A 23,335-nucleotide genomic window follows, 5' to 3' on the forward strand; every position below is an offset into this window, starting at 1 on the left:
AGGAGCAATGACTTCGCGGTTCACGTGGGTGGCGACGCTGGTCGCGGGCGCCGTGCTGCTGGCCGGGTGCACCACGGCCGTCCAGGGCAGCGCGGGTGTCGACCGGCCGGACCCGGCCAAGGTCGCCGGCCTCGCCATCACCGACGGTCCCAGCGGCCCGAAGGCGGGCGTCGCGGACACCGACCTGCCCGTCGCCAACACCGACGGCGGTGCGATCGACAAGCTCGCCGCCAACGCCGTCGCCGACGTGCAGCAGTACTGGACCGAGCAGCTGCCGGAGAACTTCGGCAAGGACTACAAACCCGTCGGGCAGCTCATTTCCTACGACTCGCGCGGCCAGGGCCTGAACCTCTGCGGCTCCAGCACCGCCGGCCTCGTGAACGCGTTCTACTGCCCCTCCGGTGATCTTGTCGCGTGGGACCGCGGCGAGCTCCTGCCCATGCTGAACGACTCCTTCGGCCCGATGTCCGTGGTCGCCGTCCTGGCGCACGAGCTGGGCCACGCCGTGCAGACCCGGCTCGGCTTGAGCCCCAACACCCCGTCGATCGTGAAGGAACAGCAGGCCGACTGCTACGCCGGCACCTTCTTCCGCTGGGTCGCCGAGGGCAATTCGCCGCACTTCCAGGTGTCCACCGGCGCGGGCCTCAACCAGATCATGGCGACGCTCTTCTTCATCCGCGACTCCGCCGGCTCCAGCTTCGACACCGCCGGCGCCCACGGCAGCGCGTTCGACCGCGTGTCCGCCTTCCAGTTCGGCTTCACCGGCGGCCCGAAGCGCTGCGCCGCCATCGACAACGCCGAGGTCGTCAGCCGCACCAGCCAGCTGCCGTTCTCCTCAAAGGACCTCGACACGGGCGACGGCAAGGGCAACCTGGACGTCGTCGACCCGGCGAACCTGCAGGACCTGGAGTCGAGCCTGCGCGCCGCTTTCCCCAAGGGCGCCCCGAAGCTCGTCTCCGACCCCGAGTCCTGCTCGGACGCGCGCGTGACCACCCCCTCCGCGTACTGCCCCTCGACCGACACCGTGTCGGTCGACCTGACCTCGCTGCGCCGCGTCGGCACCCCACCGTCCCGCGGCACCTCCGGCGGCTTCGGCGACTTCGCCGCGTTCGCCGAGGTGGCCTCCCGGTACGCGCTGGCGGTCGAAAAGGCCTACGGCCTGCGCTTGGACACGGCTTCCACGGGCCAGCTCACGGCCTGCCTGACCGGCATGTGGGCGGGCACGTTGACCCCGGACAAGAAGGCCTCGCTGGAGCTTTCGCCGGGTGACCTGGACGAGGCCATCGCGGAACTGTTGTCGCCCAAGAGCGTCATCGCCTCCGACCCTTCCGGGACGACGGTGCCTTCCGGTTTCGCCCGGGTGGAGGCGTTCCGCGACGGGTTCACTTCGCCGACTGTCGCCACGTGCACCAGTAAGTACGGCGACTGAGTTCTTTTCCTGCGGCCCTTCCTCGCCGGTTTGGCGGAGGAAGGGCCGCACGGCTTCCGGGCCGCTGACCGGTTGGGCCGCCGATGCTCGGCGCCCTCCTCTACGCGCCGGCCCGCACCGGCGCCACCGCGAACTTCTCGATCATGAACCGCCAGAACAGCGGCACGGCCTCCGAACTCGGCCGGTAGATCCGATCGTCGAACCCGGTGTACGAACGGTGCTCGATGAACACCCCGCCGGCGCCGACGAAGCCCGACGAAGGCGAACGCACCACGACCACCTCGACCGGGGGCCGGTCGGGCACGGGCGTGGCGTGACGATCAGGTCGTGCATCGAGGTCAGGCCGGCCAGGCGAGAAGCGCCGTCACAGGCGAGGACGCTGTCGGCGATGTCCGCCATGTGCGCGAACGCCGGGTACCGGTCCCCCGTCGCGCGAAACTTCTGGGCGATCCGCATCCACGGGACCTCGCGAAACGGGTAGGCGAAGGCTCGCGAGTTGATGAGCATGTCGCCATTATGTCGGCCCGGTCAGTCTGCCGGCGTTGAAAACCTGGCCCGTACCGACAACACGGTCGGCACCGGAACGCCACCCTCACCGAACCGCTCCAGCCCGAACCCCGCGTCCACGAACGCGTTGAGCAACTCTGGCAACGGCCGGTGCGCCGCCCCACCTTGTCTCGGATTCCTTGGTCCGTCCAGGAATCCTTCGTCCGGTGGCGCTCGCGGTAACCCGGCCGGATCACCGCCGCGGTCGGGTCGCTGCGGTCCGCGAAGCTGCTGCAGAAACACGGGTGCACCCCGACGTGCACGAACACCCCGCCCGGCCGCAGCACGCGCCCACCTTGGGGCAGCACGGCCGGGTAGGCCGGCATATCGGTGTGCACCATCACGGCGACGACCGCGTCCACGCCGCCGTCCCGCACTGGCAACCGCTGCGCATCCGCGCGGGCGACGGGCATCCGCTCGCGCCCGTACCGCAGCATCCCGGCCGACAAGTCGACACCGACGGGCGTCCACTGCAGCTCGCGCACCACGCCCGCGTGGACGCCTGTGCCACGCCCGACCTCGAGGCACACGCCGGTCCCCTCGCCGAGCAGCTCCCGCAGCGCGGCCGAGATCCCGAGCCGATCCGACTGCTGCTCGCTCAGGAACTGCCCCTCGTATCAGTCCACGATCTCGGCGTACGCCGCCTTCACAAGCCCCAGTGGCCCGCTCGCGCCGCCGCGCCCGCCACCGTTTGCGCGCGAAGCGAATTACGATCTTGACCAAGCGTGAGCAACCAGGCCGAGGAGGTCGCCGTGCGCATCCCCACCCGAGTCGTCGCCGCCTTGGCCGCAGCTGTCCTCGCGGCCGGCTGCTCCGCGAGCACGAGCGCCGCCCCGCCCCCGCTCAAGGTCTGCACCACGGGCGACTACCAGCCCCTCACCTACCGCGACCCCGCGACCGGCCACTACACCGGCATCGACATCGACATGGCGCGCGACCTCGCCACCCACCTCGGCCGCGCGGCCACCTTCGTGCCCACGACCTGGGCCACCCTCATGCCGGACCTCGTGAAATGCGACATCGCCATGGGCGGCATCTCCGTCACCCCGGCCCGCCGGCAACAGGCCGACTTCACCGCGCCCTACCTCGCCAACGGCAAAACGCCCCTCACCACCACGGCCCACGCCGCCGAGTTCCAGACCGTCGCCCAGATCAACACCCGCGGCACCCGTGTCCTCGAAGACACCGGCGGCACCAACCTCGCCTTCGCGCAGCAGCGCCTGCCCGACGCCACCCTCGTCGTCTCCTCGGACAACACGAAATGCTTCGCCCAGCTCCTCGCCGGCCACGCCGACGTGATGATCACCGACGCCATCGAGGCCGAATACCAGGCCCGCAAGAACCCCGGCCTCGTCGCCGTGCACCCCGACCAGCCGTTCACGTCGGACCACAAGGCCTACCTGCTCCCGAAGGGCAGTCCCCTCACCGCGCGGGTGAACGAGTGGCTCAACGCCGCTCTGCAGAACGGCACCTTCACCCGGTTCTACCAACAGGCGTTGAGCTGAGAAGTGCGCATGCTCGGTCGACGCCCTGCCGCCTTGTGACCGTTCACCGCGCATACACCAGCGTCGGGCGACTTGAATATGTGGATCGGCGCGCGTGAATATGCGGGAAATAGTCGGAAGCCCAACTAAGTGCCTGGTTGACAACGGGTTATTCCGGGCGCTACCCGCGCGATCAGTGCTGGTGGTGCGTCCGTTTGGTGGAACGTGTCGACGGCTGTGGACAGGTAGGGCCCGGCTCGCGCGGTCGAAAAGCCCAGGTTGACGGGCATCGCGCCGACATTGGGACGTCGCCGGGGGTGGGTGGCGTGGATACACTGCACGGACAAATGCACATGCATCCAACTGTGCATCGGATCCCATTCGTGCTGAGGTGGCTTCGGGTGGGGATTCGGCCGGAGCGTGCTGGGGCGGGGAGGAGATCGAACGGCGCATCGCGGCTGGATCGAAAGACGCGGCCCCCTTTGCACAGGGAGCCGCGTCGGCGCTGCACGACCGACGACCGGTTGAAATCGAAAAGGAGTGCAACACGACCATGCCAGACGTCACCACCAAAGCAAGGCTGCGGAAGAACGCCAACGCCACTCCATCCGGCGGTGAGCCGCGGGCGGCCGGACCGGGCAGCCTGCCCGTGCAGGCGGGAGCCGCGTTTTCCGCCGGTGCGCACCCGTGGCTCGGGCTGCTCGGTGCGGTTCTCGGCAGCTGGCAGTGGACCCTGCGCGCGAGCATCATCGCGGGCGAGGTGCTGTTCGTCGTGCTCGCGGTGTTCGCGCCGGCCGCGCACAGTGTCGGGGGCAACGCGGCCAACGCCGGGATCGCGGGCCTGGCGCTGGCTGCCTTCGCGAGGCGTCGGCGCGGCGGTGGCCGGCACCGGAAGACGACGCGATAGCAAACGCAGGCGGTGCTCGCGGCGTCCCCTCTCGCTCGAGCACCGCCTGCCCGGCGCGGGTGTGCGCGGAGCTGATCGCGTCAACAGCCCTTGCTGCGCAACAACATCCTTGGCCGAACGGGTGAACCTAGATCATTTTTGCCGTCGGCGCGACCCTTTCGCTTGCCATTGGAATATTCCAACGGAATCCTGAGCCGACGGAATATCCGAATAGGCCCAACTGGCTTGACGAGGGGTAGCCATGAGTGCTTACGACCCGAACACTGCCGGATCTTCTCTGGATGACCGCGCCTGGGCGCGCCCGCGACTGTGCGGGCCGAATTCCGGCAACTGTGTTGAGGTCAACCTGGGAAACGCCGACGTCGTGGCGGTGCGGGATGCCAAGCTCGCGACATCGCCGGTCCTCATCTTCGACAACGCGGAATGGGAAGCGTTCATGGCCGCGGCGCGCGCCGGAGAATTCGACCGGTGACTTCGGTGGCGCGGCGAGCGCTGTTGGCGAGTTGATAATCCGTTCGGCCCCTTGACTTCGGAGATCGGGTAATTTCAAGAACCGATATTCGCAGTAAAGTGGGGTGCGAACTGTTTCCGTGTCGTACGATGGGGTATCTCCTTCCCCCGATTGGACGGCGCTGACCGGTGACCTCGCCTACCGTGCAATCCCAGCTGAAAGAACTGGGTTCGCTGCTCAAGCAAGCCCGCAAAACCCGCGGTCTGACGCAGACCGACGTCGGTGCCGCGGTCAAGTACATGCAGCCGGTCATCAGCCGGTTCGAGAAAGGCCTCGCGCGGATCCCGGCCGTGGTGCTCGAAGGGCTGATCGACACGCTCGAGGTGGCTCCGAGCACCGCCGCGACCATGCGCCGCCTCAACGACTTTTCGCAGGTGGACCACCTCGGGACCGACGCGCGGCTGAAGGCGACGCCCCGGTGGTTCCGGGACGTCGTCGCCGCGGAACGCGAGGCCACGGCGGTGCTGAGCTGGACGGGCGAACGGATCAGCGGTCAGCTGCAATGTGAGAGCTACATGCTCGAACAGTTCAACGCGCACGGGCTCGTGGACGTCGACGACGCCGTTTCCGAACGCCTCGATCGGGGAGAACTGCTCACCCGGTACCCGGAGCGCGCCTACGATTTCCTGCTGAGTGAAAGCGCGTTGCTCCGCCTCGTTCGGGCGAGAACAGTCAACCCGTACGTCGCGCTCGACCAGATCAAGCACCTGCTGGGTCTCACCGAGAAGCACCCCTGGATCGGCATCAGGGTCGTGCCTTTCGGCACCGGGCTTTACGTCCCGCCCGACCTCACGATATTCAAGTTCGCCGGCGACCGAGGGAACTTCTCGTACGGGGAAACCTCGAACGGCATACAGCGCTCGAACTGCGCCACCTTTCAAACCGACCTGAGTGCCTGGGAGTCGCTCAGTTCGGTCGCGCTCACCGCGCAAGAATCCCGCGACCTTCTCGACCAGGCGAAACACGGCCTCGCCACCACCCGAATGCCCACCGTGACCGGCACGATCGAACGGCTACGCTAGAACACTCGCGCCACCAACCGAAAAGGAGTAGTCCGTGACCGGGCTCGACGAACCCTTTCCGCCACCGGGAGTCGACCTCAGCCACCCCAACGTGGCCCGCATCTACGACTACTACCTCGGCGGCACCACGAACTGGGAGATCGACCGGCAGTTCGCCGACCAGATCCTCGAGGCGTACCCGATCATCCGGCCCATCGCCCACGCCAACCGCATGTTCCTCCACCGCGTGGTGCGGCACCTGGTGAAAAGCGGGATCCGGCAGTTCGTCGACATCGGGTCCGGGGTGCCCACGATGGGACACGCGCACGAGGTGGCCGAGCACCTCGCGCCCGGCGAGGTGAAAGTCGTGTACGTCGACTACGAGCCCGTCGCGGTCGCGCACTCCCGGCGGGTGTTGAACAAACACGGCGACCCCAGCCGCCACACCGTGATCCACGCCGACATGCGCGATCCCGAACGGCTGTGGTCGCGCGTCGCGGACACCGGGCTCATCGACCTGAGCCAGCCGGTCGCGGTGTTGCTGATCGCTGTACTCCACATCCAGCAGCCGCCGGCGCCGGGCAGCGGCCGCACCGACGATCTCGGTCCCTGCCTCGTCGCCACCTACCGCGACCTGCTCGCCCCCGGCTCGTACCTGGCCCTCTCGCACGTCACCGACGAGGGCGTCCCGCCTGGCTACCCCGAGATGCTCGCGGACCTCAAACGCCTGTACGACACGTCGTCGAGCCCGGTCGTCTTCCGCAACCGCAAGGAGATCGCCGACTTATTCGGCGACTTCACGCTGCTGGAACCTGGTGTCACGTGGACCCCGCTCTGGCACCCGGAGGACGCCAGCGACGGCGACCGGACGGCGCACCTGGCCTCACCCAACGAATCTCTGCTGCTCGCCGGCGTCGCCCGGAAATGACGCCGGTCAGGAGTCCTTCTGGCCGAAGGCGAAGCGGGACTGAAGGATCGGCCCCGGAATCGACGGGTCCGGGCCCCGGCCGTACCGCCTGGTGAAGGTGTCCACCGGGGACGTGGTGAGGGTCCAGCCGAAGGCGCGCAGAGCACCGGGCGTATCGGGGCGGGCGTCAGGGTCGAACAGGCTGCCCAGGTGAGACCCGGTTTCCGAGGTGCTGGTGTCGAAGAGCGTGTGGTCGCGGAGGGAGTCCTGGCCGGGGAGGGTTTCCAGGCCGACGCGGCTGCCGGGGGCCGACAGGGTGTCGAGGGTGTTGATGAGGGAGGTCTCGACCGGTGCGGGGAGGTAGAGGAGCAGGCCTTCGGCGATCCAGGTGGTGGGCGTGGCCGGGTCGAAGCCCGCGGCCAGGAGCACGGAGGACCAATCGTCCGCCAGGTCGGCGGTCAGCAAATGGTGGGGAACGGGGCCCTTGCGCCCAAGGAGTCCAGGACCTTCGTCTTGAAGGTGAGCACGTCGTGGCGGTCGATCTCGAAGCCGGTCACCGAAGGGGGCAGGCCCAGGCGCAGCCCGCGGGTGTCCAGGCCGGCGCCGAGAAAAACGAGTTGCGGGGTGTGCGGGGCGGAGTCCACCAGGAAGTCGTCGAAGGTGCGGGCGCGGACGGCGAAGAAGCGGCCCAGGTGGCCCCAGAAGGGATCCGCGTCGCCGAGTTCGACGTCCTCGATGCGGGTGGGCAGGGCGACGGGGGAGTTGGCCGAGCGGACGAAGTGCTCGGCGTACTCGTCGTGCAGCAGGCTGTGCGGGTGGTGGGTTTCGATGGCGCGCGCGGCCGCGACCATTAGGGCGGTGGAGCTGACGCCCGCCGCGAGATCTGAGTCCGACACCTGCTGAACACCTTTCGGCCGGGAAGTCGGCGCTCACGGTACCGGCAAGCCCGCCCCGAACGGATGCCGCCAACGGGGTGATCAAGCTTCGCGTCCTGCCTGGCCGGACAGAAAAGGACCTCAGCGGCCGTCGACGATGGCGGCGGCGTCGGCCACCTGCTTGCCCACGAAGGCGGGGCGGGCGCCGTACGGGTCCGCGTCTGTCCACAGTGTCGTGGGAACTTCCTTGCGCACCACGGGGATCACCTGGGCGGCGAAGCGCTCCAGCATCTCGAGCTGCTGTTCGTGCGGGAGCATCGGGGGCAGGCTGAACGGCTGGAGGTCGTGGCCGAAGGCGGCGTGGAAGTAGAGGATCTTGTCGATGATCTGCTGCGGGCTGCCGACCAGGACTGGACCTTCGGCGATGGCGTGGTCGATGTCGCGGAAGACCATTTCGTTGCCGGGCGTGTGGTTGCCCGGCTTGTTGAAGAACTCGACCATCTTCTCGTACACCGGGCCGAAGTGCTCGCGAGCGTCCTTTGTGGAATCCGTCAGGTACAGGAAGCTCGCGCCTGCGCCGACGAAGGCGTAGCGGGGGTCGTGGCCGTGGCGGTCGTACTCGGCGCGGTAGTGGTCGATGAGGATCTTGTAGTTGTCGCGGGGCTGGATGGCGTTGGCGCTGAACAGCGGGTCGCCCCATTTCGCGGCCAGTTCGGCGGACGTCAGCGTGGTCGCGGAGCCGTGCCAGATGCGGGGCGCGCCGGCGTAGGGGCAGGGCAGGGTGGTGACCCCGTCGAGCGCGCCGCGGAACTTTCCTTCCCACGTCACGTTTTCCTCGCGCCACAGCCGGCGCAGCAGCTCGTACTTCTCCGCCAGCTGGTCCCACTGCTGCCCGGGCTCGACGCCGAACATCGGCAGCTGCCGGGCCTCGTTGCCCTTGCCGATCACGATCTCGACCCGGCCGCGGGAGAGCTGGTCGATCGTGGCGAAGTCCTCGGCGATGCGCACCGGGTCCAAAATGGACAGCACGGTGACGCCGGTTTGGATCCGGACCCGGCTCGTGGTCGCGGCGATCGCGCCGAGCAGCACGGTCACGCCGGCCCAGAGGAATGGGCCCGCGTGCCGCTCGCCGAGCGCCACCGCGTCGAAGCCGACCTGCTCGGCGCGCTGCGCGGTGTTCAACGCCTGCGCGTATCGGTCGGACGTGCTGACGATTCGGCCCGTGACCGGGTTCTGCAGGTGCGGCAGGATGTCGAGGAGTTGGAATCGCACGGACGTCTGCAAGTGGGCAGTTGAACGTTCAGTCAAACGCTACGCCGCCTGACTTGAACCTTCAAGCAATCTCAAAACCGTGCCGGACGCGGTCCAGTAGCCCGTCGAGGGTGTCCAGGTCGGCCTCGGAGAACGCGGCGAACGCGGCCCGCAGGTTGCGCGCGTGGACCGTCGCGGCCTGGTCAAGCACCTTGCGCCCGGCGTCGGTGATGGCCGCGTACGCCACCCGGCGGTCGGTCGGGCACGGGCGGCGCTCGACGTAGCCGGCCGCCTCGATGCGGTCGATCAGCCGCGTGACGCCGCCTGTGGTGAGCGCCACTTCGCTCGCGAGCGCGCTCATCGTCAACTGCCCGCCCTCCGAGCGGGCGAGCCGGATCAGCACCTCGAACCACGTGTGCTGCAGCCCGGCCTCGGCCTGCATGGCGGGCCCGAGCCGGTGTTCCAGCTGACTGCTGGCCTCGACCAGTCTGCCGAACGTCGTGATCAGGCGGTCGTCGATCGGGTCCATGCCGCAAGTGTACGCGGAGAAGATTGACGCGTCAGCTATTGCACTGGAAGGCATCTTGTGGTTACCGTGTCAGTATCTGAACAGTCAGATACTGAAGGAGCAGGTAATCATGCGGATCGCCACCATCGGAGCCGGCAACGTCGGCTCGGCTCTCAGCAAGGCCGCCGTCGACGCCGGGCACGCGGTGACCCTGACCGCGACGAGCCCGGAGAAGGCCGCCACGGTCGCGGCCGAGACGGGCGCGCGGGCCGCGGCGAGCAACCTCGAGGCGGTGGCCGCCGCCGACGTCGTGGTGCTGGCCGTGCCGGGTAATGCCGTCGGCGCCGTCGCCAAGGAGATCGCGCCCGCCGTGCGCGGCAAGGTCGTGGTCGACGCCACCAACCCGCTCAACGCGACCTTCACCGACCTCGACATCGAAGAGACCGCCGCCGTGCAGACGCTGCAGCGCCTGGTCGCCGACGCCGCCGTGGTCAAGGCGTTCAACACGATCTTCGCCGGCCGCCTCGGCACCCCCACCGAGAGCGGCCACCGGCTCGACGCCTTCTACGCCGGCGACGACACCGACGCCAAGAAGGTCGTCGCGGAGCTGCTCTCCTCGCTGGGTTTCCGTCCGATCGACGCCGGCGGCCTGCGCATGGCCCGCGCACTGGAGGAGATGGCGTTCCTCAACATCGCCCTCAATGCCGGCAACAACTGGCCCTGGCAGTCCGGCTGGGCGCTGCTCGGCCCGACGGTCTGAACGCCGACATTCCGATGAACGAGCCGGTCGTCGAAACCCGTGGTGCCGAGGGGCCGCTGGTCGTGCTGCTGCACGGCCGAGGCTCGCGCGAGACCGAGATCATCGGGATCGCCGACGCGTTGCCCGGCGGGTTCCGTTACGCAGCAGTGCGAGCACCGATCGCGGAAGGCGGCGGCTTCGCCTGGTTCGCCAACCGTGGCATCGGCCGTCCGGCGCCGGAGTCACTCCGGACCACAATGGACTGGTTCCGTGGCTGGCTCGACCGGCAACGCGGGCCCGTGCTGCTGATCGGGTTCAGCGGCGGGGCCGCGTTCGCCGGCGGCCTGGTCCTGGATGATCCGGACCGGTTCGCCGGCGCCGCCATCCTCTATGGCACCTTGCCGTTCGACGCGGGCGTGCCGACAGACCCGGCGCGCCTGGCGGGCCTGCCCGTGTTCCTCGCGCACGGCGAGTACGACCAGGTCATCCCGCGCGACCTGCAGGACCGCACCTGGCGCTACCTCACGGCCGAGTCCGGTGCGCCCACCATCGCGCGGCGCGACCCGGTCGGGCACGCCATCGCGCCCGACGCCCTGGCCTTCCTCGGCGGCTGGCTCCCCGAGCGCGCGGGCTTCCTCGAGCGGCGCCGCGCGCCCGGACCCCAGCCGGCGCGGTGGGACGGGCTCGGAGAGCTCCCGTTGCGAACGGGAAAGCGGCCGGATGTCAGCGTCACCATTCCCCAGCAGCAGCTCACCGGCAACGCCCCGGCCGAGCTGCAGGAAAAGCTGTTCGCCCGCATCACCGCGCTGCCCGGGGTGCGCAGCACGCAGTCGGCCATCTCAGTGCCGGGCGCGCGCGGGTTCACGCTCGCCGACGAGCAGGCGGGGCCGGCCGACGCGTACCTCGTGCCGCGGGCCGGCGAGTTCGCCCACCTGCACCCGCGCACCGACGGATCCCTGCACGTCGCCTTGCCGGTTCCCCTTGCCGCGGAAGCGATCGAACGCGGCTGGGCCGTCGCCCACCCGCTCGCCGGGATCCGGCTGACGCCGGGCATGGTCCTCGTCTACGGGCCCCGCGACGAGACCGAGCTCGACGTCGTCACCGCCATCGTCTCCACCAGCCACGCCTGGGCAACCGGACGCGAACTCCCTTCTGTCAGCTGAAAGCGAGTAATCATGGATCGCCGTACCGCGCTCAAAGGCGGAGCCGCCGCCGCGTTCGGTGCCTTCGCCCTCACCGCCGTCGCCAGTGGGAACGTGGCCGAGGCCGCCGGGCAGCCGCTGCTGCCGGACCCGGCCGCGCCCCCGTGCCCAACCCGCCGTACCCGCGCAATCTGACGCACGACGAGCGCAAGCACCTGGAGACGTTCGACGAGCTCGACTTCGACGTCTTCTCCCACGCCGACTGGAAACGCCTCGATGAGAGTCACGCGCGCAACATCCGCGTGCACTGGCCCGACGGGCACTACACCGACGGCATCGACCAGCACATCGCCGACCTCGCCGCGATGTTCGTCTGGGCACCCGACACCCGCATCCACTCGCATCCCTTGCGGGTGGCCAAAAACGAGCTCACCGCCGTCACCGGAGTGATGCAGGGCACCTTCACCCGCCCGATGCCCGACGGCAAGGGTGGCTTCATCCAGCCGACCGGCCGGAAGTACGCGATCAACATGGCCACCGTCGGCATCTGGAACCGCCACGGCACCATGGACGAGGAATTCCTGTTCTGGGACAACCAGACCTTCAACCAGCAGCTCGGCCTGGCCTGATCGCCGCGACAGCGACCATGTCCACCTCGACGGCGATTCCCTTCGGCAGCGCCTTCACGCCGACGACCGAGCGGGGATGGCGCCCGGCGTCGCCGAAGAGCTCGACCAGCAGGTCGGATGCGCCGTTGAGGACCTGTGCGACGCCGGTGAAGTCGTCGGTGCACGAGACGTAGCCGACGACCTTCGCGATGCCGCGCACCCGGTCGAGGTTGCCGAGCGTCTGCCGCAGCTGAGCCAGCAGGTGCAGCATGCATTCACGCGCGGCCGCGTAGCCGTCTTCGGCCGTGAGGGTCTCGCCCACCCGGCCGAGCCAATCCTCGGAGCCTTGCCCAGCCAGGTGGACGAGGGCGCCTTCCTGGTACGCACCCACGTAGTTGCCGGCGGCCGGCCGCAGCATGGGCAAGGTCAGACCGGTGGCCCGCAACCGTTCTTCCGGCGTCGCACCAGACACATGGGGCTCCTCTCGGGGGACATCCGGAACACGCTGGACATCCTCGGCACGCTAGCGGTCGAAACGGCGGCACACAGCCGGAGCGTCCGGCCTGACCGGACCCGTTCTGACCCGGCGAAATGCAGCGTCCGGTCCAGCCGGACGGAGGTTCGCCGATCTCGCCCGGGGAGGCGTACTTTCCGCAGCGGGGTCGAACGGAGGCACGCCATGGTCGTCGCGTCACCTGTCAGGAAACGCACCTGGCGCAGTTCGTCGACGGCTGGGTCGTGTACCTCGACCGCATCACCGGCCGGGAGTCGCGGCCGATGCGCAACCGCGTCGGCCTGCGCGCGCCCGCGCATCGCACCGGCTGTGGCGAGGCCGCGCTCAGTGTGCTGGAACCCGGGGTGGTGCAGCGGCTCGACAGGGCTGACCTGCGACGCGGAACGGTTGCCCGCGCCCGATTTCACCTCGCCGCCGTGCTGACGGCGGCGAGGTGCGACGGGTTCCTCGTCAGCCACTCGTTCCAGCGCGGCACGACCTCGGTCGCCGCCGCGATCACCGACCTCACCGGCACCCCGGTCGGCGCCGTCTCCATCGCTGGGTTGAGCGAGACGTTCACGCGCAAAGCCGTGCGGAAGCCGCCCGCAACGTCACCGAGGTCAGCCTCGCCATCAGTCACCGCATCGCCGACCGCCTCGGCACCTTCCGGGCGACGGCGACACCCACTCGACCCGTTTCAGGACGTTCTCGTGGAAACCGATCTCGTCGATCTCCGTTTCGAGCACGGAACCTTCGCTGAGCAGCAGCGGAACCTTCTCGTGCCCGGCCGCGACGACGTCACCCGGGTCGAGCCGCAGGTGCTGCGAAAGGCGGTGGACCAACGCGACGAAGTCCAGGTCTCCCGTGTCGGTCTTCTGCACCGGCCGGCCGTCGACGAAGCTGTGCAAGGTCAGCCGGGGCAACAGGCCTCCCGGCAGCTCGTCGGGAGTCACCAGCGCCGGTCCGAGTGACAGCCACCCCACGGTGACCTCGTTCAGGATCGAGAACCCCGCGATGGTGCCGAGCCTCCCGATGACCACCGCCGGCTCGGTTTTCCACGTGGTGGCCACGGATTCGTCCGGCAGCACGATCGCGTCTCGCGGCCCGGCGAGCGACTCCGGCCGGGTCACGTGGAAAGACCGCCGGCCCAGGTCGACCCGTACCACCTTCCCCGGGCGGGTCAGCAAGGGCGCCCGGTCGCAGAACATCGCCTCGTGCACCCGTTGCCCGGCGGCGACTGGCCATTGTGGATCAAGCAGCAGTGCGCCGACGTCCGGGTACGGCAGTTCGACGAGCGTGCCGTCGCCTTCGGCCCGCGCCGCGCGCGTGCCGCCTCTCGTGCGGATCGTGGTCAGTTTCATGCCGAGCCTCCTGGAAGGTTCGAGCGGATGACGTCCGGGTCAGTGGGATACCGGGGTGGCCCGGCGCCATTCGGACGGCGAAGGTATGGATTCGTCGTTCCCGCTTATCAGTCGGCGTTCGGAGGCGTGGAACCTTGACAGTCTATATCCAGATTCGTATCGTTCGACGTCACCGGCCGCTGACCGACGGTGGTCGACACGGTATCGTGCAGGAGGAGAATCCGGATGGCAAGGATCCTGATCGTAGGCGGCGGCTTCGCCGGGGTGTGGAGCGCCGCGAGCGCGGTGAAGCTCCGCCAGGAACGCGGACTGTCCGAAAAGGACCTTCAGGTCACCGTGGTGAACGCCGGTGACGACATGGTGATCCGGCCGCGGCTCTACGAGGCGGATCCCGACCGCATGCGCGTGCCGCTCGACCGGGTGCTCGGCCCGATCGGCGTGCGCCGCGTCGCCGGCACCGTGGTCGGGATCGACACCGGCGCGCGCACGGTCTCCGCGGTCCGCCGCGACGGGACCACCGCCACGCTGGGCTACGACCGCCTCGTGCTCGCCTCGGGCAGCCAGGTCGTCCGGCCCGCGCTGCCCGGCGCCGAGCACCTCTTCGACATCGACACCCTCGCCGGCGCGGCCACGCTCGACTCGCACCTGCGCCGGCTGCCCGACCGCGAGGCCGGGCCCGGCCGGTTCACCGCTGTGGTCGTCGGCGCCGGGTTCACCGGGTTGGAGATCGCGACCGAGCTCGTGGGTCGGCTGAAGGAGCTGGCCGAGGACTTCCGCGTGGTGCTCGTGGAGCGGCTCGACGCCGTCGGGCCGGAGCTGGGCGAGGGCCCGCGGCCGGCGATCGAGAAGGCCCTGGCCGACCTCGGCGTCGAGGTCCGGCTCGGCGTCAGCCTGGAGGAGCTCGCCCACGACCAGGTGCGCCTTTCCGACGGCACGGTGATCCCGACGTCGACGGTCGTGTGGACGGCCGGCATGACGGCCAGCCCGCTCACCTCGTTCATCGCGGCGGAGAAGGACCACCTCGGCCGCCTCGACGTGGACGAGTACCTGCGCGTTCGCGGTGTACCCGACGTCTACGCGGCCGGCGACACGGCCGCCGCACTGTCGCCCGCCGAGGGCCGCGTGGTGATGCAGAGCTGCCAGCACGCCCTGCCCCAGGGCAAGTTCGCGGGGCACAACGTCGCCGCGGACTTGCTGGACGAGGCCCTGGTCCGGTTCGAGCCGGCGCCCTACGTCACCTGCCTCTCGCTGGGGCCGGCGGGCGCGGTCGTCACGTCGGGCTGGGACCGCGAGGTGCAGATGACCGAGCACATCGCGAAGGACCTCAAGCACACGATCAACGAGCAGTGGATCTACCCTCCGGTCGACGACCCGGCAGAATTGCTGGACCAGGCGGGCCCGTACGCGGCCTGGCCGGAGTACGAGCCGGCTGGAACAGTGGAGTCGCTCGCGGTGTGAACCGAGGTGGGTCGGAGGTGAGGTCCGGATGGAGCTGCGGCACCTGCGGTACTTCGTCGCCGTCGCCGAGGAGTGCCACTTCGGCCGCGCCGCCGACCGGCTGCACATCGCCCAGCCGGCCTTGTCGCACCAGATCAAGCAGCTCGAGGCCGAGCTCGGTGTCGAACTGCTGACGCGCACCACGCGCAAGGTGCAGCTCACGCCCGCCGGCGAGCGGTACCTCGACCGGGCGCGCGCCGTGCTCGCCTCGGTGGACGCCGCGGGTGTCGAGGCCGGGCGCGTCTCCCGCGGTGACGTCGGGCGGGTGGCCATCGGCTTCACCGGCTCGGCGACCTACGAGCTGCTGCCCTCGCTCGCGCGAGTGCTGCGCCGCGACTTCCCGGGCATCGAGCTGGACCTCAAGGGCGAGATGCTCACCCCCGACCAGGTGACGGCGCTGGTGGAGGAGACCCTCGACATCGGTTTCCTCCGCCCGCCCGTCCGCGAGCCGGGGCTGGTGGTGCAGGTGCTGCGCCGCGAGCCGCTGATCGCGGTGCTGCCCGCCAGTCACCCGCTCACCGGCCGGGACACCGTGCGGCTCGCGGACCTGCGTGACGAGCCGTTCATCTGCTACCCCTCCCACCACCGTTCGGTGGTCTACGACGCCGTGTTCGACGCGTGCCAGCAGGCCGGTTTCGTGCCGTCCGTGGTGCAGGAAGTCGGCGAGACGTCCACTTTGGTGTCGTTCGTGGCGGGTGGACTGGGCGTCGCTCTGGTGCCCGCGTCCGTGCGGCACCTGCAGATCACCGGCTCGCAGTACCGGCCGCTGGCGGGCACGACCCGTGAGGTCCAGCTGGCCGCCGCGACGCGCGCGGACGACCTCTCGCCCCACGTCGCCAAGGTGCTCTCGCGCGCCCACTCGCTGCTCGGCGGCCCGCGCTGAACCAGCGCGATTGATAAGCCGCATCTATCGATCGTGAAGTTGTAAGTATTTCTCATTTCCGAATCTGTCGGAAACAATCGGGAAGTGCCAGGTATTCCCTGGTCGAGGTTTTCCCGGACTCAAGGAGGAGCCGTGACCCCGTTCATGCTGGCTGTCCAGTCGTTGCTGGACGGGGAGGACGCCCCCGTGCCGGCCACCGAAGCGGCCGCCCCGAGATCGGTGGCCGTGGCCACCGACGAGCAGGTGATCATCCGTTCCCTCGCCGAGCAGCTGGTGTGCGAAGCCAACGCGATCCTCCGCGAGCACGGGCCGGTCTTCAGCCTCGTCGACGACAGCGACAGCGGCGAACTCGCTTTCACCGTGGGCTTTTCCGACCGCAGCGCGCGCATCCGCACCGCGATGTCCGGCCGGGAAGCGACCGTGCAGCTCGTGATCGCCGGTGAACCCGACGACGGTCCGCGGCGCCTGGCCGGCGACGAGGAGCTCCGGGCGCTGCTGCTGAGCCTGCTGCGGCCGGCCCCTCCCCGCCCACCACTGACCTGGAAGAGGACTGATGCAATACGAACTGCGGTATCAGGTCATCGAGCCGAAGAGGCAGACCTACCAGAACGTGATCGACCGGTTCGGCGACCAGCCGGCCAGCCGCTACCTCGAGGCGACCCTCGACGTCGAGCCGCGCGAGAACTTCCACTACCGGCCCACGTGGGACCAGCACCGGGAGCTCTACGACGCGGACTACACCGCGCTGAAGCTCACGGATCCCTACAGCTACACGGATCCGCGCCAGTTCTACTACACGCCGTATGTCACCAACCGCGCGAACCTGCACGACGAGTTCACCAAGCAGATGGCGTACCTCGAAGAGCGCGAGCTGCTGGCGAAGCTGCCCACGGCGTGGCGCACGGTGCTCACCACAGCCATCCTTCCCTTGCGCCACTACGAATCCGGCGCGCAGATGGTGAGCGTCGGCGGTGCGCGATTCGCGTACGGCACCTCGCTGGAGCAGTGCTGCACCTACGCGGCGTTCGACCGCATCGGCAACGCGCAGATGCTCTCCCGCGTCGGCATCGCGCTCGGCTCGGGCACCGGCGACCTGCTGCAGGTCGCCAAGCGCGAATGGCTGGACAGCGAGCACCTGCAGCCGCTGCGCCGCTTCACCGAGGAAGCCATGGTCACGCCCGACTGGGCCGAGGGCCTGGTCGCCGTCGACCTCGTCGACTCGCTGGTCTACCCGGTGCTCTACCGCGAGCTCGACGAGATCGCGCTCACCAGCGGCGCCGGCGCGTACAGCCTGTTCACGCAGTACCTGCACACCTGGTTCAAGGACCAGCGCAAGTGGCTCGACGCGCTGATCAAGGCGTGGGCCGCCGACGAGGAGCACGGCGCGGAGAACCGCGAGCACCTGTCCCGCATCGTCGCGACGTGGAACCCGCTCGCGCACGAAGCGGCCACGGAGCTGGCCCGCGTCGTCGACCACCAGCTGCCCGACGCCGGCACGGTCGCCGCGCTCGCGCGGACCACGGCCGCCGCCGAGCAGCGCTGGGCCCAGGTCACCGGAGGTGCGGCGTGAGCGACACCCTGCGCCAGGTCGGCATCGACATCCAGGAGTCCGAAGAGAACCGCGGCCTCGTCGCCGCCATCCGGGCCGACAATCCGGAGCTGACCGTCCGGCACCTCCCGGGGCTGGTCAAGATCCAGGCCGCGGGCCAGATCGTGATCAACCGGGAGACGGTGGAGCGCGAGCTCGGGCGGGAGTGGGAGACCGGCGAGTTCCAGCTGGCCATCGTCTCGTTCGCCGGAAACCTCTCCGAGTGGGACGACGACCAGATCATCGTGAAGTGGGAGCACTAGGACATGACTCAGACCGCACCGCGCCGCAAGCTCCCGCTCAAGGAGCGCTACGCGCTGCTCACCCGTGACCTGGACTGGGACCCGAGCTACGTCACCAAGGAGCAGCTCTTCCCCTACACCAGCTACGAGGGCATCAAGGTCCACGACTGGGACGGCTGGGAAGACCCGTTCCGCCTCACCGTGGACGCGTACTACAAGTACCAGGCCGAAAAGGACAAGCGGCTTTACGCCGTGCTCGACGGGTTCGCGCAGAGCCAGGGCCACCTCGGGCTCGCGGACGCCAGCTACCTCAACGCCATCAAGCTGTTCATCCAGGGCGTGACGCCGCTGGAGTACGCCGCGCACCGGCACTTCGCCTACCTCGCGCGCTACCTCGAAGGCCCGGCGCCGCGGTTCGCGGCGCTGTGCCAGAGCGTGGACGAGCTGCGCCACTGCCAGACGCAGATCCACACGATCAGCAACTACAACAAGTACTACGGCGGGTTCCACAGCTGGTCGAAGATGCACGACCGCGTGTGGTACCTGTCCGTGCCGAAGTCGCTGTTCGACGACGCCATGACGGCCGGCCCGTTCGAGTTCCTGATCTCGATCTCGTTCAGCTTCGAGTACCTGCTCACCAACCTGCTGTTCGTGCCGTTCATGAGTGGCGCGAGCTTCAACGGTGACATGCCGACGATGTCGTTCGGGTTCTCGGCGCAGTCGGACGAAAGCCGGCACATGACGCTCGGCCTGGAGGCCATCAAGTTCCTGCTGGAGCAGGACGAGGGCAACGTGCCGATCATCCAGGACTGGATCGACAAGTGGTTCTGGCGCGCGTACCGGATGTCCGCGCTGGTCGCCGGAATGATGGACTACATGCTGCCGAAGCCGGTGATGAGCTGGAAGGAGGCGTTCGAGCTCTACTTCGAGGACCAGATGCTCGGCGGCCTCTTCCCGGACCTGGAGTTCTACGGCATCCGCCCGCCGCGCCACGTGCAGGACGCGATTGCGGAGAAGGACAAGCTGTCGCACGAGGTCTACAAGGTGCTGCACAACTTCTCCTTCGCGGCTTCGTTCACCACGCAGGCGCCGAACGAGCAGCACATGAAGTGGCTGGCCGAGCAGTACCCGGAGACGTTCGACCAGCACTACCGGCCCGTGTGGGAGAAGCACCACCGCATCGAGGCCAATGGCGGCCGGATGTTCTTCCAGGGCCTCCCGCAGCTGTGCCAGGTCTGCCAGATCCCCATGGTGTTCACGGAAAAGGACGACCCGGGTAAGACGTCTTTCCGCTCCAGCGAATTCCGCGACGAGCAGTTCCACACCTGCAGCGAAGGGTGCCAGTGGATCTTCGAGCGCGAGCCGGAGAAGTTCGTGCAGGCGTGGCTGCCCGTGCACCAGATCTACCAGGGCAACTGCGGTGGCCCGTCGGTGCCGGAAGTCCTGGAGTGGTACGGGATCCAGGAAGGCGACAACGGGGAGTACAAGGGCTCGCTCGACCACAAGTCGTGGATCGGCTGGCACAACGGCGACGTGGAACAGGGAGTGTGACATGGCGGTGAAAGCTCTTTACGACTACGACTTCCCGTCGGCCGACCGCGCCGAGCTCTTCGGCGACGACCAGCTCGTGTACGTGCATTGGGAAGGCAACCCCTTGTTCTGCTCGGCCGCGTGCTTCCGCGTGCCGAAGGCATTGGGCTTCGGCGAGTTCGTGGAGACGGTCGTCGGCCCCTGGGCCGCGTCCGACCCGGACTTCGACCCGACGGCGGTGCGCGACTGGCGGGTGAACGGCCGGCCACTCGACGGCTCCGCCGAAGCCCCGCTCACCGAACTCGGCATCGGCCACAAGGCGCTGCTGCAGTTCACCGCCTGAACGGAGATTTCGTCTTGACGACGCACACCATCCGCGTGGAACCGATCGGCGCCGAAATCCAGTGCCGGGAGGACCAGACCGTGCTCGACGCGTGCCTGCGTGAGGGCATCTGGCTGCCGCACGCGTGTACCCACGGCACGTGCGGCACCTGCAAGGCCCAGATCCTCGACGGTGAGGTCGACCTGGGCGACGCGTCGCCGTACGCGTTGCTGGAAAGCGAGCGCGACGAGGGTGCCGCGTTGATCTGCGTGGCCCAGCCGCGCGGTGACGTGGTGCTCGAAGGTGAAGTCGACATGGACGAGGGCGTCGGTGTCCACCCGGTGCGCGACTTCCGCGCCCGGGTGGACAGCCTCGAGGAGATCGCGCCCGACGTCCGCCGGCTGGTGCTCGCCCTCGACGAACCGATGCGGTTCAACCCCGGGCAGTACGTGCTGCTCGACGTGCCGGGCGGGCAGCAGCGACCGTACTCGATCGCCAGCACGCCGTCGAACGGGTCGCTGATCGAGCTGCACCTGAAGCGCTCGGAAAACGGGATCGCCACCGACGGCTGGGTGTTCTCCAGCCTGAAGGCCGGCGACGAGGTGACGTTGTCCGGTCCGTACGGCCGGTTCTCGTTCCGTCCACTTCGGACGCAGCCGATCCTGCTGCTGGGCTCGGGCACCGGGCTGGCGCCGCTGAAGGCGATGATCCGCCACATCGACGAGGACGGCGGCGAGTACCAAGTCACGCTCTACCACGGCGTGGCCACCAAGGACGATCTCTACGACCGGGAGTACTTCGAGGAGCTCGAAGCGCGCACGGACTGGTTCACCTACCGGCCGGCGCTCTCGCGCGACGACTGGAACGGCCGGTCGGGGCGGGTTCCGGCGCTGCTGGCCGAGGACTACCCCCGGGCGGGCGGGAACGTCGCCTATATCTGCGGCAGCCCGGACATGGTCTCGGACACCATGAAGGCGCTGATGAAGGCGCGTTTGTTCCCCGGGACATCTACCGCGAGGACTTCTTCGACTCCGCCGACCGCGCCGCGGGCACCCACGTGGTGCGCAGTCCGCTGATCAGGCGCTGATCCGGCCCCTGTGAAAGGACCGCGATGAAAGTCACCGAAATCGAGGCGATCCCGTTCGCCATCCCGTACCGCAAACCCCTGCGGTTCGCGAGTGGCGAGGTGGACACGGCCGCGCACATCCTCGTGCGGGTGCACACCGACGAGGGCCTGGTGGGGATCGCCGAAGCCCCGCCCCGGCCGTTCACCTACGGGGAGACCCAGGGCTCGATCAAGGCCGTCATCGACTCGGTTTTCGCACCCCAGCTGCTCGGGATGTCGCCACTGGCCCGCGAGGCCGTGCACGCCAAACTCGACCGCACGGTGGGGAATCCGGCCGCGAAGAGCGCGATCGACATGGCGCTGTGGGACCTCATCGGACAGAGCCTCGGCGTGTCCGTGACCGAGCTGCTCGGCGGCTACACCGACCGCATGCGCGTGTGCCACATGGTCGGGTTCGCGCAGCCGGGCGAGATGGTGGACGAGGCCGAGCGCGTGCGCGACCTCTACGGCATCACGACGTTCAAGGTGAAGGTGGGCCGCAAGCCGATCCGCCTCGACGTGGACGTCTGCCGCGCGCTGCGGGCCGGGCTCGGCGAAGACGTCGAGCTCTACATCGACGGCAACCGCGGCTGGACGGCCTCGGAGTCGGCCGCCGCGCTGCGGGCGCTCGAGGACGTCGACCTGCTGTTCGCCGAGGAGCTGTGCCCGGCCGACGACGTGCTCGGCCGCCGGTGGCTCGCCACGCAGAGCCGGATTCCGCTCTACGCCGACGAAAGCGCCACGCGGCCGGGCGAGGTCACGCGCGAGCTGCTGGCCGGCGCGGCCCACGGCGTGAGCATCAAGACCGCGCGCACGGGCTTCACGTACTCGCAGCGGGTGCTCAGCCAGTGTTCCGGGCTCGGAGTGGAGGTCGTGCTCGGCAACCAGATCGACGGGCAGATCGGTTCGCTGTGCGCGGCGACGTTCGGGGCCGCGTTCGAGCTCACCTCCCGGCGGGCGGGTGAGCTGTCGAACTTCCTCGACATGACCGACGACCTGCTCGCCGAACCCCTGCGCATCGAGCACGGCGAGCTGCGCGTGCCGCAAGGCCACGGCCTCGGCATCCAGCTCGACGAGGACAAGCTCGCGCGCTACCGCCAGGACTGATTCCCACCACGAAGAGAGGTATTTGCCATGACTGAAGTCGTTTCGCCCACAGCCGCAGCTTCGGGTGCGTCGGCGACCGAGCGTTTCCAGGAGCGCGCCAAGAGTTCTGCCGCGTCGGACGCCGCCCGCCTGGACGCCATCGCGACGGACGCGCTGGCCGCGCTGCACGAGGTCATCCGCAAGCACCAGCTGACCTACGACGAGTACAACGCCTTCAAGGCGTGGCTGATCCGGGTCGGCGAAGACGGCGAGTGGCCGCTGTTCCTCGACGTGTTCATCGAGCACGAGGTGGAGAAGGTCGCCAACGCCAGCCGCGAGGGGACCGCCGGGAGCATCGAAGGTCCGTACTATGTGGAGGGTGCGCCGGAGTTCGGCGCGGAAGGCACCCTGCCGATGCGGGACGGCGAGGGCGGGCAGCCGCTGCGCTTCTTCGGCCAGGCGCGCTCGGTGTCGGGCGAACCGCTCGCGGGCGCTGTCGTGGACTTCTGGCAGGCCGACGACGACGGTCTGTACTCGCAGTTCGCGCCCGGCATTCCGGAGTGGAACCTGCGCGGCCGCTTCACCACGGACGCCGAGGGCAACTTCTCGATCCACACGATCCACCCGGCGCCGTACCAGATTCCGACCGACGGCGCGACGGGCGCGTTGATCGCCGCCGCCGGCTGGCACGCGTGGCGTCCGGCGCACCTGCACATCAAGGTGTCCGCGCCAGGCCACCAGCTGATCACGACGCAGCTGTACTTCGACGGTGGCGAGCACGTCGGCGACGACATCGCCACGGCGGTCAAGGACGCCCTGATCCTCGCGCCGACAGCGGCTTCCTCGGGTGCGGGCGAAGAGGTCCGGTACGACTTCGTGCTCGACCCCGCCTGAGGCCGGCATGTTGTTCGCGGTGCGGATGGACGTCGTTCTGCCGCTGGACCTCGACCCCGGGCTCCGGGATGAGCTGCTGGCGACGGAGAAGGCGTACAGCCAGAAGCTGCAACGGGAGGGGAAGTGGCTCCACCTGTGGCGGGTCGTGGGTGAGTACTCGAACCTGAGCGTGTTCGACGTCTCGGACAACGGCGAGCTGCACGACCTGCTGTGGAACCTGCCGTTGTTCAAGTACATGAGTGTCAGTGTGACGCCGTTGGCGCAGCATCCGTCTGCGCTGGCGGGCTGAGATCTCACGGGCGCGCGGGCCGGTCGTTCGGCTCGCGCGCCCGTCTTGACACGGTTAATCGGGATGATTAGTGTCCTGGTTATGAGGAGCTGTGGGCTGGCTTGTCGTAATCACGTGTCGTGAATCTGGATATAAAG

29 protein-coding genes and 1 pseudogene are annotated in these 23,335 nt (G+C 68.9%); 21 read left to right on the forward strand and 9 right to left on the reverse strand.

What is annotated here, in order from left to right; translation table 11 throughout:
- Positions 1-7 precede the first annotated feature (7 nt).
- Positions 8-1,429 carry a neutral zinc metallopeptidase gene (locus QRX50_RS13220; protein WP_285972231.1) on the forward strand — a complete coding sequence of 474 codons (1,422 nt, stop codon included), beginning with the start codon at positions 8-10 and terminating at the stop codon, positions 1,427-1,429.
- Between the two features lie 100 nt (positions 1,430-1,529).
- On the opposite strand, the gene QRX50_RS13225 is transcribed toward QRX50_RS13220, so the two are convergent.
- Both QRX50_RS13225 and QRX50_RS49485 read right to left on the reverse strand, forming a co-directional pair.
- The gene (locus QRX50_RS13225) at positions 1,530-1,733 is read right to left on the reverse strand and encodes a hypothetical protein (protein WP_285972232.1); all 204 of its coding nucleotides are present in this window, start codon (positions 1,731-1,733) and stop codon (positions 1,530-1,532) included.
- Between the two features lie 34 nt (positions 1,734-1,767).
- Positions 1,768-2,505, reverse strand: a complete 738-nt coding sequence (locus tag QRX50_RS49485; RefSeq protein WP_353074119.1) for a class I SAM-dependent methyltransferase — start codon at positions 2,503-2,505, stop codon at positions 1,768-1,770.
- Positions 2,506-2,700: 195 nt separating this feature from the next.
- Between QRX50_RS49485 and QRX50_RS13235 the strand changes: the two genes are divergently transcribed.
- The 5 genes from QRX50_RS13235 (at position 2,701) to QRX50_RS13255 (ending at position 6,806) form a co-directional block, all read left to right on the forward strand.
- Entirely contained in the window at positions 2,701-3,480 is a 780-nt protein-coding gene (locus QRX50_RS13235) for a transporter substrate-binding domain-containing protein (protein ID WP_285972234.1), read from the forward strand.
- Positions 3,481-4,012: 532 nt separating this feature from the next.
- Positions 4,013-4,366: a hypothetical protein gene (locus QRX50_RS13240; RefSeq protein ID WP_285972235.1), complete on the forward strand. Its 354-nt coding sequence runs from the start codon at positions 4,013-4,015 to the stop codon at positions 4,364-4,366.
- Positions 4,367-4,607: 241 nt separating this feature from the next.
- Positions 4,608-4,838 carry a DUF397 domain-containing protein gene (locus QRX50_RS13245; protein ID WP_285972236.1) on the forward strand — a complete coding sequence of 77 codons (231 nt, stop codon included), beginning with the start codon at positions 4,608-4,610 and terminating at the stop codon, positions 4,836-4,838.
- A 182-nt stretch (positions 4,839-5,020) separates the two neighbouring features.
- Entirely contained in the window at positions 5,021-5,899 is an 879-nt protein-coding gene (locus tag QRX50_RS13250; protein WP_285972237.1) for a helix-turn-helix domain-containing protein, read from the forward strand.
- A 34-nt stretch (positions 5,900-5,933) separates the two neighbouring features.
- Positions 5,934-6,806 (forward strand): SAM-dependent methyltransferase, encoded by an 873-nt coding sequence (locus QRX50_RS13255; RefSeq protein ID WP_285972238.1) that lies wholly within the window; start codon positions 5,934-5,936, stop codon positions 6,804-6,806.
- 6 nt (positions 6,807-6,812) lie between these two features.
- Here QRX50_RS13255 and QRX50_RS13260 read toward each other — a convergent pair whose 3' ends face one another.
- From QRX50_RS13260 to QRX50_RS13275, 4 genes are all read right to left on the reverse strand, one after another.
- Entirely contained in the window at positions 6,813-7,214 is a 402-nt protein-coding gene (locus tag QRX50_RS13260) for a class I SAM-dependent methyltransferase (RefSeq protein ID WP_285972239.1), read from the reverse strand.
- Positions 7,215-7,243: 29 nt separating this feature from the next.
- Positions 7,244-7,681 carry an SAM-dependent methyltransferase gene (locus QRX50_RS13265; protein WP_285972240.1) on the reverse strand — a complete coding sequence of 146 codons (438 nt, stop codon included), beginning with the start codon at positions 7,679-7,681 and terminating at the stop codon, positions 7,244-7,246.
- A gap of 120 nt (positions 7,682-7,801) precedes the next feature.
- The gene (locus QRX50_RS13270) at positions 7,802-8,932 is read right to left on the reverse strand and encodes an LLM class flavin-dependent oxidoreductase (RefSeq protein WP_285972241.1); all 1,131 of its coding nucleotides are present in this window, start codon (positions 8,930-8,932) and stop codon (positions 7,802-7,804) included.
- 61 nt (positions 8,933-8,993) lie between these two features.
- Positions 8,994-9,440: a MarR family winged helix-turn-helix transcriptional regulator gene (locus QRX50_RS13275; protein ID WP_285972242.1), complete on the reverse strand. Its 447-nt coding sequence runs from the start codon at positions 9,438-9,440 to the stop codon at positions 8,994-8,996.
- Between the two features lie 109 nt (positions 9,441-9,549).
- Here QRX50_RS13275 and QRX50_RS13280 point away from each other — a divergent pair, with 109 nt between their 5' ends.
- The 4 genes from QRX50_RS13280 to QRX50_RS13295 are packed head-to-tail and all read left to right on the forward strand — an operon-like array spanning position 9,550 to position 11,929.
- On the forward strand, positions 9,550-10,179 hold the full coding sequence (locus QRX50_RS13280; RefSeq protein ID WP_285972243.1) for an NADPH-dependent F420 reductase: 630 nt from the start codon (positions 9,550-9,552) through the stop codon (positions 10,177-10,179).
- Positions 10,180-10,193: 14 nt separating this feature from the next.
- A complete protein-coding gene (locus QRX50_RS13285; RefSeq protein WP_285972244.1) occupies positions 10,194-11,321 on the forward strand; it encodes a luciferase domain-containing protein in 1,128 nt (375 codons plus the stop codon).
- Between the two features lie 12 nt (positions 11,322-11,333).
- Positions 11,334-11,495 (forward strand): hypothetical protein, encoded by a 162-nt coding sequence (locus QRX50_RS13290; RefSeq protein WP_285972245.1) that lies wholly within the window; start codon positions 11,334-11,336, stop codon positions 11,493-11,495.
- Entirely contained in the window at positions 11,465-11,929 is a 465-nt protein-coding gene (locus tag QRX50_RS13295) for an ester cyclase (RefSeq protein WP_285972246.1), read from the forward strand. The genes QRX50_RS13290 and QRX50_RS13295 overlap by 31 nt, the downstream gene beginning before the upstream one ends.
- Here QRX50_RS13295 and QRX50_RS13300 read toward each other — a convergent pair.
- Complete coding sequence (locus tag QRX50_RS13300; protein WP_285972247.1) at positions 11,904-12,380, reverse strand: RidA family protein; 477 nt, start codon at positions 12,378-12,380, stop codon at positions 11,904-11,906. The genes QRX50_RS13295 and QRX50_RS13300 overlap by 26 nt on opposite strands.
- Positions 12,381-12,499: 119 nt before the next feature.
- On the opposite strand from QRX50_RS13300, the pseudogene QRX50_RS50270 reads away from it, so the two are divergent.
- Positions 12,500-12,931: pseudogene (locus QRX50_RS50270) on the forward strand (IclR family transcriptional regulator domain-containing protein); the annotation flags it as partial.
- Here the strand turns inward: QRX50_RS50270 and QRX50_RS50275 are convergent.
- Positions 12,826-13,041, reverse strand: a complete 216-nt coding sequence (locus tag QRX50_RS50275; RefSeq protein ID WP_285972248.1) for a hypothetical protein — start codon at positions 13,039-13,041, stop codon at positions 12,826-12,828. The pseudogene QRX50_RS50270 and the gene QRX50_RS50275 overlap by 106 nt on opposite strands.
- Complete coding sequence (locus tag QRX50_RS13310; RefSeq protein WP_285972249.1) at positions 13,034-13,762, reverse strand: fumarylacetoacetate hydrolase family protein; 729 nt, start codon at positions 13,760-13,762, stop codon at positions 13,034-13,036. Before QRX50_RS13310 ends, QRX50_RS50275 begins: the two co-directional genes overlap by 8 nt.
- Before the next feature lie 225 nt (positions 13,763-13,987).
- Here QRX50_RS13310 and QRX50_RS13315 point away from each other — a divergent pair, with 225 nt between their 5' ends.
- From QRX50_RS13315 to catC, 10 genes are all read left to right on the forward strand, one after another.
- On the forward strand, positions 13,988-15,220 hold the full coding sequence (locus QRX50_RS13315; RefSeq protein ID WP_285972250.1) for an NAD(P)/FAD-dependent oxidoreductase: 1,233 nt from the start codon (positions 13,988-13,990) through the stop codon (positions 15,218-15,220).
- Between the two features lie 28 nt (positions 15,221-15,248).
- Positions 15,249-16,142, forward strand: coding sequence for a LysR family transcriptional regulator (locus QRX50_RS13320; protein ID WP_285972251.1), 894 nt, complete (start codon positions 15,249-15,251; stop codon positions 16,140-16,142).
- Between the two features lie 553 nt (positions 16,143-16,695).
- A complete protein-coding gene (locus QRX50_RS13325) occupies positions 16,696-17,712 on the forward strand; it encodes a ferritin family protein (RefSeq protein WP_285972252.1) in 1,017 nt (338 codons plus the stop codon).
- Complete coding sequence (locus tag QRX50_RS13330) at positions 17,709-17,993, forward strand: MmoB/DmpM family protein (RefSeq protein WP_285972253.1); 285 nt, start codon at positions 17,709-17,711, stop codon at positions 17,991-17,993. The genes QRX50_RS13325 and QRX50_RS13330 overlap by 4 nt, the downstream gene beginning before the upstream one ends.
- A gap of 3 nt (positions 17,994-17,996) precedes the next feature.
- Entirely contained in the window at positions 17,997-19,523 is a 1,527-nt protein-coding gene (locus tag QRX50_RS13335) for a ferritin family protein (RefSeq protein WP_285972254.1), read from the forward strand.
- A gap of 1 nt (position 19,524) precedes the next feature.
- The gene (locus QRX50_RS13340) at positions 19,525-19,845 is read left to right on the forward strand and encodes a phenol hydroxylase subunit P4 (RefSeq protein WP_220244470.1); all 321 of its coding nucleotides are present in this window, start codon (positions 19,525-19,527) and stop codon (positions 19,843-19,845) included.
- A gap of 14 nt (positions 19,846-19,859) precedes the next feature.
- Positions 19,860-20,900: an NADH:ubiquinone reductase (Na(+)-transporting) subunit F gene (locus tag QRX50_RS13345; protein ID WP_285972255.1), complete on the forward strand. Its 1,041-nt coding sequence runs from the start codon at positions 19,860-19,862 to the stop codon at positions 20,898-20,900.
- Positions 20,901-20,935: 35 nt separating this feature from the next.
- Positions 20,936-22,036 carry a mandelate racemase/muconate lactonizing enzyme family protein gene (locus QRX50_RS13350; RefSeq protein ID WP_285972256.1) on the forward strand — a complete coding sequence of 367 codons (1,101 nt, stop codon included), beginning with the start codon at positions 20,936-20,938 and terminating at the stop codon, positions 22,034-22,036.
- Positions 22,037-22,063: 27 nt separating this feature from the next.
- A complete protein-coding gene (catA, locus tag QRX50_RS13355; protein ID WP_285972257.1) occupies positions 22,064-22,909 on the forward strand; it encodes a catechol 1,2-dioxygenase in 846 nt (281 codons plus the stop codon).
- A gap of 7 nt (positions 22,910-22,916) precedes the next feature.
- Entirely contained in the window at positions 22,917-23,198 is a 282-nt protein-coding gene (catC, locus tag QRX50_RS13360) for a muconolactone Delta-isomerase (RefSeq protein ID WP_285972258.1), read from the forward strand.
- The last annotated feature ends 137 nt before the right edge of the window (positions 23,199-23,335 follow it).

It is taken from the genome of Amycolatopsis sp. 2-15, assembly GCF_030285625.1.
In the GTDB taxonomy this organism is placed as follows: Bacteria; Actinomycetota; Actinomycetes; order Mycobacteriales; family Pseudonocardiaceae; genus Amycolatopsis; species Amycolatopsis carbonis.

Coding starts and splice junctions, on each gene's coding strand:
- QRX50_RS13245 (WP_285972236.1), top strand. CDS start 4,608: ATGAGTGCTTACGACCCGAACACTGCCGGATCTTCTCTGGATGACCGC.
- QRX50_RS13240 (WP_285972235.1), top strand. CDS start 4,013: ATGCCAGACGTCACCACCAAAGCAAGGCTGCGGAAGAACGCCAACGCC.
- QRX50_RS13320 (WP_285972251.1), top strand. CDS start 15,249: ATGGAGCTGCGGCACCTGCGGTACTTCGTCGCCGTCGCCGAGGAGTGC.
- QRX50_RS13285 (WP_285972244.1), top strand. CDS start 10,194: ATGAACGAGCCGGTCGTCGAAACCCGTGGTGCCGAGGGGCCGCTGGTC.
- QRX50_RS13280 (WP_285972243.1), top strand. CDS start 9,550: ATGCGGATCGCCACCATCGGAGCCGGCAACGTCGGCTCGGCTCTCAGC.
- QRX50_RS13340 (WP_220244470.1), top strand. CDS start 19,525: ATGGCGGTGAAAGCTCTTTACGACTACGACTTCCCGTCGGCCGACCGC.
- catC (WP_285972258.1), top strand. CDS start 22,917: ATGTTGTTCGCGGTGCGGATGGACGTCGTTCTGCCGCTGGACCTCGAC.
- QRX50_RS13220 (WP_285972231.1), top strand. CDS start 8: ATGACTTCGCGGTTCACGTGGGTGGCGACGCTGGTCGCGGGCGCCGTG.
- QRX50_RS13350 (WP_285972256.1), top strand. CDS start 20,936: ATGAAAGTCACCGAAATCGAGGCGATCCCGTTCGCCATCCCGTACCGC.
- QRX50_RS13315 (WP_285972250.1), top strand. CDS start 13,988: ATGGCAAGGATCCTGATCGTAGGCGGCGGCTTCGCCGGGGTGTGGAGC.
- catA (WP_285972257.1), top strand. CDS start 22,064: ATGACTGAAGTCGTTTCGCCCACAGCCGCAGCTTCGGGTGCGTCGGCG.
- QRX50_RS13290 (WP_285972245.1), top strand. CDS start 11,334: ATGGATCGCCGTACCGCGCTCAAAGGCGGAGCCGCCGCCGCGTTCGGT.
- QRX50_RS13335 (WP_285972254.1), top strand. CDS start 17,997: ATGACTCAGACCGCACCGCGCCGCAAGCTCCCGCTCAAGGAGCGCTAC.
- QRX50_RS13310 (WP_285972249.1), bottom strand. CDS start 13,762: ATGAAACTGACCACGATCCGCACGAGAGGCGGCACGCGCGCGGCGCGG.
- QRX50_RS13325 (WP_285972252.1), top strand. CDS start 16,696: ATGCAATACGAACTGCGGTATCAGGTCATCGAGCCGAAGAGGCAGACC.
- QRX50_RS13275 (WP_285972242.1), bottom strand. CDS start 9,440: ATGGACCCGATCGACGACCGCCTGATCACGACGTTCGGCAGACTGGTC.